This window comes from Streptomyces sp. SID5910, from assembly GCF_009862125.1.
Taxonomy (GTDB): domain Bacteria; phylum Actinomycetota; class Actinomycetes; order Streptomycetales; family Streptomycetaceae; genus Streptomyces.
Genome location: NZ_WWHX01000858.1, coordinates 1 through 8065 on the forward strand (window position 1 = coordinate 1; position 8065 = coordinate 8065).

An 8065-nucleotide genomic window follows, 5' to 3' on the forward strand; every position below is an offset into this window, starting at 1 on the left:
CGGCGCCGGCAGCCCCGTCGCCCGCCTCGCCCCCACCGGCGTCGCAGCCGCCGCGGGCGCCCTGCGCTGGGAACTGCCCGGCTGGGCCGGCTCCGTGGACCTCCTGCTCATCGCCACGCCCGACGGCACCGAACCGGGCCTCTCCCTCCTCGCCGAGCAGGCCTACCGCCGCGGCTGCACCGTCGTCGCCGTGGCCCCCGACGGCTCCCCGCTCAGCGAGTCGGTGAACGGCTCCCACGGCCTGTTCATCCCGATGGCGACCGCGCCGTACGACCACGACGAGCCCCTCGCCGGCGCCGCCCCCGGCGTCCTGTGGGCGCTGCTCACCCCGCTGCTCGCCCTCCTGGACCGCACCGGCCTGCTGGAGGCACCGCCCGACGCCGTCGAGAAGGTCGCCGACCGCCTCGACCAGATCGCCGAACGCTGCGGGCCCGCGATCGTGACGTACAGCAACCCCGCCAAGACCCTCGCGGCCGAACTCGCCGACTCCCTCCCCGTCGTCTGGACCGAGGGCACCTCCGCCGGACCGGCCGGCCGCCGCTTCGCCGCCGCGCTCGCCGAACTCTCCGGCACCCCCGCCGTCGTCGCCGAACTGCCCGAGGCACTCGCCGCGCACAGCGCCCTGCTCGCCGGCCGCCTCGCCGCGGCCGCCGACCCCGACGACTTCTTCCGCGACCGCGTCGACGAGGCACCCGCTCTGCACGCGCGCGTGGTGCTGCTGCGCGACCGCCCCAGCGGCGGCCTCACCGCCGCCCCGACCGCCCGTGACCTGGCCCTCGGCCACGACACGCCGATCAGTGAGCTGGAACCGGAGGCGGGCGGCGAACTGGAGACCCTCGCCGAACTGATCGCCATCACGGATTTCGCCGCCGTTTACCTGGCGCTCGCCTCCGGCGCCTGATCTCGTACCCGCACGGCACGCACCGCCCCGCACGGCACGCACCACGCACGCACCGGCAGAGAGAGCCCATGGACCGCCTCGACAACACCGTCCGCCCCTACGCCTGGGGTTCCACCACCGCCATCCCGGCCCTGCTCGGCACCGAGCCGACCGGCGAACCGCAGGCGGAGATGTGGATGGGAGCCCACCCCGGCGCCCCCTCCCGCACCGACCGGGGCACCCTCGCCGACCTCGTCGCCGCCGACCCCGAGAAGGAACTGGGCGCCGCCTCCGTCGCCAGGTTCGGCCCGCACCTGCCGTTCCTCCTCAAGCTCCTCGCCGCCGGCGCCCCGCTCTCCCTCCAGGTCCACCCCGACCTGGCCCAGGCCAAGGCCGGCTACGAGGACGAGGAACGCCGCGGCGTCCCCCTGGACGCCCCGCACCGCAACTACAAGGACGCCAACCACAAGCCCGAACTCGTCTGCGCCCTCACCGAGTTCGACGGCCTCTGCGGCTTCCGCGCCCCCACCGAGACCGCCGACCTGCTCGACGGCCTCGGCGTCGCCTCCCTCAAGCCCTACGTCGACCTGCTGCGCGCCCACCCCGAGGACGCCGCCCTGCGCGAGGTCCTCACCGCGATCCTCACCGCCGACCCCGAGGAGATGTCCCGCACGGTCGCCGAGACCGCGACCGCCTGCGAACGCCTCGGCGGCGCCTACGCGCCCTACGCCGGCATCGCCCACCACTACCCGGGCGACCCCGGCGTCCTCGCCGCCCTGCTCCTCAACCACGTCCGGCTCCAGCCCGGCGAGGCCCTCTACCTCGGCGCCGGCATTCCGCACGCCTACCTGAACGGCCTCGGCGTCGAGATCATGGCCAACTCCGACAACGTCCTGCGCTGCGGCCTCACCCCCAAGCACGTCGACGTCCCCGAACTCCTGCGCATCGTCCGCTTCGAGCCCGGCGACCCCGGCGTCCTGCGCCCCGAGGCGTCCCCCGACGGCGAAGAGGTCTACGACACCCCGACCGACGAGTTCCGCCTCTCCCGCCACGTCCTCCCCGAGGGCACCGCCGGCCACGACCTCACCCTCCCCGCCCCGCAGATCCTCCTCTGCACGGCGGGCACCGTACGGGCGGGCGAACACGACCTCACCCCCGGCCGCTCCGTCTTCGTCCCGGCGGGCGAAAAGGCCGAAGTGTCCGGCAACGGCACCCTGTTCCGCGCCACCGTGCGTGTCTGACGGCAATGCGGCAACCCGGTCAGGCGCACCGGCGCCCGGCCGGGCTGCAACAATGACCCACCGCAAAGGACGGGCAAAGCCGGTACCGGCCCCGCCCCTCCCCGGCGGTGTACACACGCAGGCGAAGGCGAAGGGACAACGCGACACATGAGTGCGTCAGGCGGCACCAAGGCGATCGTGGCGGCACTCGCCGCCAACCTCGCGATCGCGGTATCGAAGTTCGTGGCGTTCCTCTTCAGCGGCTCGTCGTCGATGCTCGCCGAATCCGTGCACTCGCTCGCGGACTCCGGCAACCAGGCCCTGCTCCTGGTCGGCGGCAAGAAGGCCCAGCGCGAGGCCACCCCGCAACACCCCTTCGGCTACGGCCGCGAGCGCTACATCTACGCCTTCCTCGTCTCCATCGTGCTCTTCTCGGTCGGCGGCATGTTCGCCCTCTACGAGGGCTACGAGAAGATCAAGGACCCGCACGAGCTGGAGCACTGGTACTGGCCGGTCGGCGTCCTCGTCTTCGCGATCATCGCCGAGGGCTTCTCCTTCCGCACCGCCATCAAGGAGTCCAACGCGCTGCGCGGCAAGCAGTCCTGGACGGAGTTCATCCGCCGCGCCAAGGCCCCCGAGCTGCCGGTCGTCCTCCTCGAGGACTTCGGCGCCCTCATCGGCCTGGTCCTCGCCCTCGGCGGCGTCGGCCTCGCCCTGCTCACCGGCGACGGCGTCTGGGACGGCGTCGGCACCCTGTGCATCGGCGTCCTGCTCATCCTGATCGCGCTCGTCCTGGCCGCCGAGACCAAGTCCCTCCTGCTCGGCGAGTCCGCCGGCCCCGAGGCCGTCCAGAAGATCGAGGCGGCCACCGTCGACGGCGACACCGTCACCCGCATCATCCACATGCGCACCCTCCACCTCGGCCCCGAGGAACTCCTCGTCGCCGCCAAGATCGCCGTCCGGCACGACGAGACGGCCGCCGAGGTCGCCGCCGCCATCGACGCCGCCGAGGCCCGCATCCGCGAGGCCGTCCCGATCGCCCGCGTCATCTACCTCGAACCCGACATCTACAGCGAGTCCGAGGCCGCCAAGGGCCCCGACCGCGAAGCCACCCCGGGCGGCCCGGCCACCGACCACCACTGACGCCCTCCTCTCTCCCCGCCCGCACGGAGCCCGCACGGAACGGCCGGAAGTCTGCGGAGGCGGACTGGGGACGAGAGGCCCAGCGGTGTAGCTTGGGACGGAGCCAGACGTCGCTGCTGATGGCGGTCGGGCGGTCCCAGGACGGACCGGCCGAGGGAGAGAGGGCCTCCGACGGACTGCGCTGCGCGTACGCGGGCATGCCTGTGTCCTCTTCGGGGCACCCCTGTGTCCGCCGCCGCGCAGGTCAGCCGTAACCACCTCGATCCCAACCCGAGGAGCAGCCCGTAATGACTGTCGACAACCGACAGGACTTCAAGGTCGCCGACCTCTCCCTGGCCGCGTTCGGCCGCAAGGAGATCACCCTCGCCGAGCACGAGATGCCCGGCCTGATGGCGATCCGCAAGGAGTACGCCGAGGCCCAGCCGCTCGCCGGCGCCCGCGTCACCGGCTCCCTGCACATGACCGTGCAGACCGCCGTGCTCATCGAGACCCTCGTCGCCCTCGGCGCCGAGGTCCGCTGGGCCTCCTGCAACATCTTCTCCACCCAGGACCACGCGGCCGCCGCCATCGCCGTCGGCCCGAACGGGACGCCCGACAACCCGCAGGGCGTCCCCGTCTTCGCCTGGAAGGGCGAGACCCTGGAGGAGTACTGGTGGTGCACGGAGCAGGCGCTGACCTGGCCGAACACTCCCACCGGCGGCCCGAACATGATCCTGGACGACGGCGGTGACGCCACCCTCCTCGTCCACAAGGGCGTCGAGTACGAGAAGGACGGCAAGGTCCCCTCGCCCGACACCGCCGAGTCCGACGAGCACCGCGTCATCCTCGAACTCCTCACCCGCACGGTCGCCGAGAGCCCGCAGAAGTGGACCCAGCTCGCGTCCGAGATCCGCGGCGTGACCGAGGAGACCACGACCGGTGTCCACCGCCTGTACGAGATGCACCGCGACGGCACCCTCCTGTTCCCGGCGATCAACGTCAACGACGCGGTCACCAAGTCGAAGTTCGACAACAAGTACGGCTGCCGCCACTCCCTGATCGACGGCATCAACCGCGCCACCGACGTCCTGATCGGCGGCAAGACCGCCGTCGTCTGCGGCTACGGCGACGTGGGCAAGGGCTGCGCGGAGTCCCTGCGCGGCCAGGGCGCCCGCGTGATCGTCACCGAGATCGACCCGATCTGCGCCCTCCAGGCGGCGATGGACGGCTACCAGGTCACGACGCTGGACGAGGTCGTCGACAAGGCCGACATCTTCGTCACCACGACCGGCAACAAGGACATCATCATGGCCTCGGACATGGCCAAGATGAAGCACCAGGCCATCGTCGGCAACATCGGTCACTTCGACAACGAGATCGACATGGCCGGCCTCGCCAAGACCCCGGGCATCGTCAAGGACGAGGTCAAGCCGCAGGTCCACACCTGGACCTACCCCGACGGCAAGGTCCTCATCGTCCTCTCCGAGGGCCGCCTGCTGAACCTGGGCAACGCGACCGGCCACCCGTCGTTCGTGATGTCCAACTCGTTCGCGGACCAGACCCTGGCCCAGATCGAGCTGTTCACCAAGCCCGACGAGTACCCGACCGACGTCTACGTGCTGCCCAAGCACCTGGACGAGAAGGTCGCCCGCCTCCACCTCGACTCCCTCGGCGTCAAGCTGACCACGCTCCGCCCGGAGCAGGCCGACTACATCGGCGTCAAGGTCGAGGGCCCCTACAAGGCGGACCACTACCGCTACTGAGTCACCGGCTCTCCCGAGGCAGGCCCCCGCACCCCCGTGCCGGGGGCCTGCCCCATGAGGGCCACGCCCGCGTCAGCGGCCGGACCGGCCCGTCACCCTCCAGGACACCCATGCCCCGCGGCCGTTATTCGCTCCACGATCCGCACGACCACACCCCCCTCGCAGAAGAACACTTCCAGTGCGCCCCCGGCCCCTCCGGCTGGCGCTACGTCTCCCGGCTGACCACACCCACCGGAGACCACCTCGGCTCGGTCGACCTCGCCCTCGACGAACTCGGCCGCCCCATCCGCCTCGAACTCCACGCCGCCGACTGGCAGGTGCGCGGCGCCGCCATCGACGGAGTCACCTGGGTCCGTACCGACCCCACCGGAGTCCACGCCACCGAAGGCAATGTGCGCGCCCACGCCTTCACCGGCACCTCCCCGGCCTTCCTCGTCGCCACCGCCCGACTCCTGCGCCTCACCCCCTCCGCCTCGGCCACCCGCGTCCGCCTCGTCGCCCTCACGGATCCGGTCCTCGCCCCCCGCACCGTGGACCAGTCCTGGGCACTGGTGAACAGCGAAGCACACGCCACTGACAACGGCCCTCTCACCGTGGAGGAGTACCAGGTCACAGCCCTGGACACGGGCGAACAGCACACGGTGCACATCGCCGGCGACGTGGTCCTGGCGGCCCCCGGCATCGAGCTGGAGGACCTGGAGTCACCACCGTCGGTCTTCCCCTCGCCGGGGTAGGCGGGACCCGCCGGCGGGACCCGCCGGCGGCAGCCGCTAGGCCGGCGGCACGAACCCGGTGCCGGGACGCTCGTCCCGCGGCGCGTCGGCTGGAGGAGCCACCGGGGGAGGCCCCTGCGGAACCGGCGCCGCATACGTCACCGGCGGCGCCGACGGCGGCGGCGCGGCCGGCGTCGCGGCAGGTGCCGCACCCTGAGGCGGGGCGCCGCCGAAGGTCCGCCGGGCCTCCCGAGCCTGCCGTTCCTGGAGCACCGCCGCCAGGTACGCGGCCGGCGGCACACCCTGCGGCGCCGGAGCCCCCGTACGGGCCGCGACGTCCGAGGCGAGCCGTTCCGCCATGGTCCAGCCGACCTGGGGATCCAGCTGCCCCATCCGCGCCAGGTACTGCCGGACGGCGAGCCACAGCGCATCGGGCACCGCGGACAGATCGACCTCCGAGAAGCGCCCCGCCAGCCACGGCGGAGGCGGCGGCAGAAAGCCCGCCGGCGCGACCGGCACCCGCTCCCGCACGACGAGAGTCCCCGCGAACACGTCACCGACGCGACGACCGCGCGCCGAGACCAGCGAGGCGACACAGGCCACCACCCCGAGCGTCAGCAGGATCTCGACCACCCCGATCAAGCCCCGCACCAGCGCGTGCCGGAACCGAATCGGCCCACCGTCGTCCCGCACCACCCGCAGCCCGCACGCCATCTTCCCGAGCGACCGCCCGTGGCTGAGCGTCTCCACCGCGATCGGCCCGCCCACCAGCACCAGCACGAAAACGGCGAGGGCCAGCGCCGTCTGGGCCGCCGTGTCCAAGGACGAGGTCGCCGCCACCAGAGCGATGGTGATCGCCACGTAGGCGGCCACGGACACCGCCAGATCGAGCAGGACGGCCAGTGCCCTGCTGGGCAGCTTCGCGGGACGCAGCTCCAGCGCCACCGCCTCGCCCGTCACCAGCTCGCTCACGCCCGCCGCCCTTCCCTGGCTGCCCCCGTCCCCGCCAGTCTGCCAAGCTGAGGACGCACCGCGCCGCGGTACGACAAGCTGATCCACGACGAGCCGCCGACGATAGCCGAGGAGCAGGCACACCGATGGACCTCGACGTCTTCGTCTCCGCCCACCGGGCGGAGTGGGACCGCCTCGACGCCCTGCTCCGACGCCGGCGCCGGCTCAACGGTGCGGAGACCGACGAACTCGTCGCCCTCTACCAGCGCACGGCCACCTATCTCTCCCTCATCCAGTCGAGCGCTCCCGACCCGCAGCTGACCGGCCGGCTCAGTCAACTGGTGGCACGCGCGCGTAGCGCCGTGACAGGCACCCGCCGAGCCTCCTGGCGCGACGTCACCCGCTTCCTGACCCAGCAGTTCCCGGCCGCTGTCTACCGGGCCCGCCACTGGTGGGTCCCCACCGCACTCATATCGACCGCCGTCGCGGCACTCCTGGGCTGGTGGATCGGCTCGCACCCCGAGGTGCAGTCCACCATCGCGGCCCCCAGCGAACTGCGCGAGCTCACCCGCCCCGGCGGCCAGTACGAGACGTACTACTCCAGCCATCCCGCGGCCTCCTTCGCCGCACAGGTCTGGACGAACAACGCCTGGGCCGCCGCGCTCTGCCTGATCCTGGGCGTCTTCCTGGGACTGCCGGTCATCTGGATCCTGTTCCAGAACATGCTCAACCTGGGCGTCGGGTTCGGTCTGATGTCGTCGGCCGGCCGCCTCGACACCTTCCTCGGCCTCGTCCTGCCCCACGGCCTGCTCGAACTGACCGCGGTCTTCGTGGCCGCCGGCACCGGCATGCGCCTCGGCTGGACCCTGATCGATCCGGGCCCACGCACCCGCCGCACCGCCCTCGCCGAAGAGGGCCGCGCGGCCATCGGCATGGCGATGGGCCTCGCCCTGGTCCTGTTCGTCTCCGGCGCCATCGAAGGCTTCGTCACCCCGTCCGGCCTGCCCACCTGGGCCCGCATCACCATCGGCGTACTGGCCGAACTGGCCTTCCTGGCCTACGTCTATGTACTCGGCGGCCGTGCCGTACGCGCCGGCGACACGGGGGACGTCGAGGCGGCCGAACGCAGCGCCACCGTGCCGACGGCCGCCTGATGTGCATCAGCCCCCGCGGAGCTGCTAGTGTCCTCTTCGTTCCCGCAAGAGCCGTTGACACGGAGCTAGCGGGGAGGTAGATTCAAACAGTTGCCTGTAGACGGGTTCACCCCAGAGGGCGACAGTGAGCATCTATACGCTTCCTCCTGGATCATCGAATTCGGAGAAGCCATCCTCCCGATTAATCGGAAAAGAACGGCCGGTCAGACCGGCCCGGAACTTCTGATAAAGTCGGAACCGCCGGAAAGGGAAACGCGAAAGC

At 71.9% G+C, this 8065-nt stretch carries 7 protein-coding genes; 6 read left to right on the plus strand and 1 reads right to left on the minus strand.

The window, feature by feature from the left end; translation table 11 throughout:
- From GTW67_RS30225 to GTW67_RS30245, 5 genes are all read left to right on the plus strand, one after another.
- The coding region (locus tag GTW67_RS30225) for an SIS domain-containing protein (RefSeq protein ID WP_161167934.1) at positions 1–901 on the plus strand (901 nt) is incomplete at its 5' end.
- 68 nt (positions 902–969) lie between these two features.
- Positions 970–2121, plus strand: a complete 1152-nt coding sequence (manA, locus tag GTW67_RS30230; RefSeq protein WP_161167935.1) for a mannose-6-phosphate isomerase, class I — start codon at positions 970–972, stop codon at positions 2119–2121.
- Between the two features lie 147 nt (positions 2122–2268).
- Entirely contained in the window at positions 2269–3243 is a 975-nt protein-coding gene (locus tag GTW67_RS30235; protein WP_161167936.1) for a cation diffusion facilitator family transporter, read from the plus strand.
- A gap of 287 nt (positions 3244–3530) precedes the next feature.
- Positions 3531–4985: an adenosylhomocysteinase gene (ahcY, locus tag GTW67_RS30240; RefSeq protein WP_161167937.1), complete on the plus strand. Its 1455-nt coding sequence runs from the start codon at positions 3531–3533 to the stop codon at positions 4983–4985.
- A gap of 110 nt (positions 4986–5095) precedes the next feature.
- Complete coding sequence (locus GTW67_RS30245; protein ID WP_161167938.1) at positions 5096–5719, plus strand: hypothetical protein; 624 nt, start codon at positions 5096–5098, stop codon at positions 5717–5719.
- 36 nt (positions 5720–5755) lie between these two features.
- On the opposite strand, the gene GTW67_RS30250 is transcribed toward GTW67_RS30245, so the two are convergent.
- Positions 5756–6670, minus strand: coding sequence for an RDD family protein (locus GTW67_RS30250; protein ID WP_161167939.1), 915 nt, complete (start codon positions 6668–6670; stop codon positions 5756–5758).
- A gap of 125 nt (positions 6671–6795) precedes the next feature.
- Here GTW67_RS30250 and GTW67_RS30255 point away from each other — a divergent pair, with 125 nt between their 5' ends.
- Positions 6796–7803, plus strand: coding sequence for a stage II sporulation protein M (locus GTW67_RS30255; RefSeq protein WP_161167940.1), 1008 nt, complete (start codon positions 6796–6798; stop codon positions 7801–7803).
- The last annotated feature ends 262 nt before the right edge of the window (positions 7804–8065 follow it).

Excerpts from the sequence above, each read along its gene's own strand:
- ahcY (WP_161167937.1), top strand. The coding sequence starts at position 3,531 with ATGACTGTCGACAACCGACAGGACTTCAAGGTCGCCGACCTCTCCCTG.
- manA (WP_161167935.1), top strand. The coding sequence starts at position 970 with ATGGACCGCCTCGACAACACCGTCCGCCCCTACGCCTGGGGTTCCACC.
- GTW67_RS30245 (WP_161167938.1), top strand. The coding sequence starts at position 5,096 with ATGCCCCGCGGCCGTTATTCGCTCCACGATCCGCACGACCACACCCCC.
- GTW67_RS30235 (WP_161167936.1), top strand. The coding sequence starts at position 2,269 with ATGAGTGCGTCAGGCGGCACCAAGGCGATCGTGGCGGCACTCGCCGCC.
- GTW67_RS30255 (WP_161167940.1), top strand. The coding sequence starts at position 6,796 with ATGGACCTCGACGTCTTCGTCTCCGCCCACCGGGCGGAGTGGGACCGC.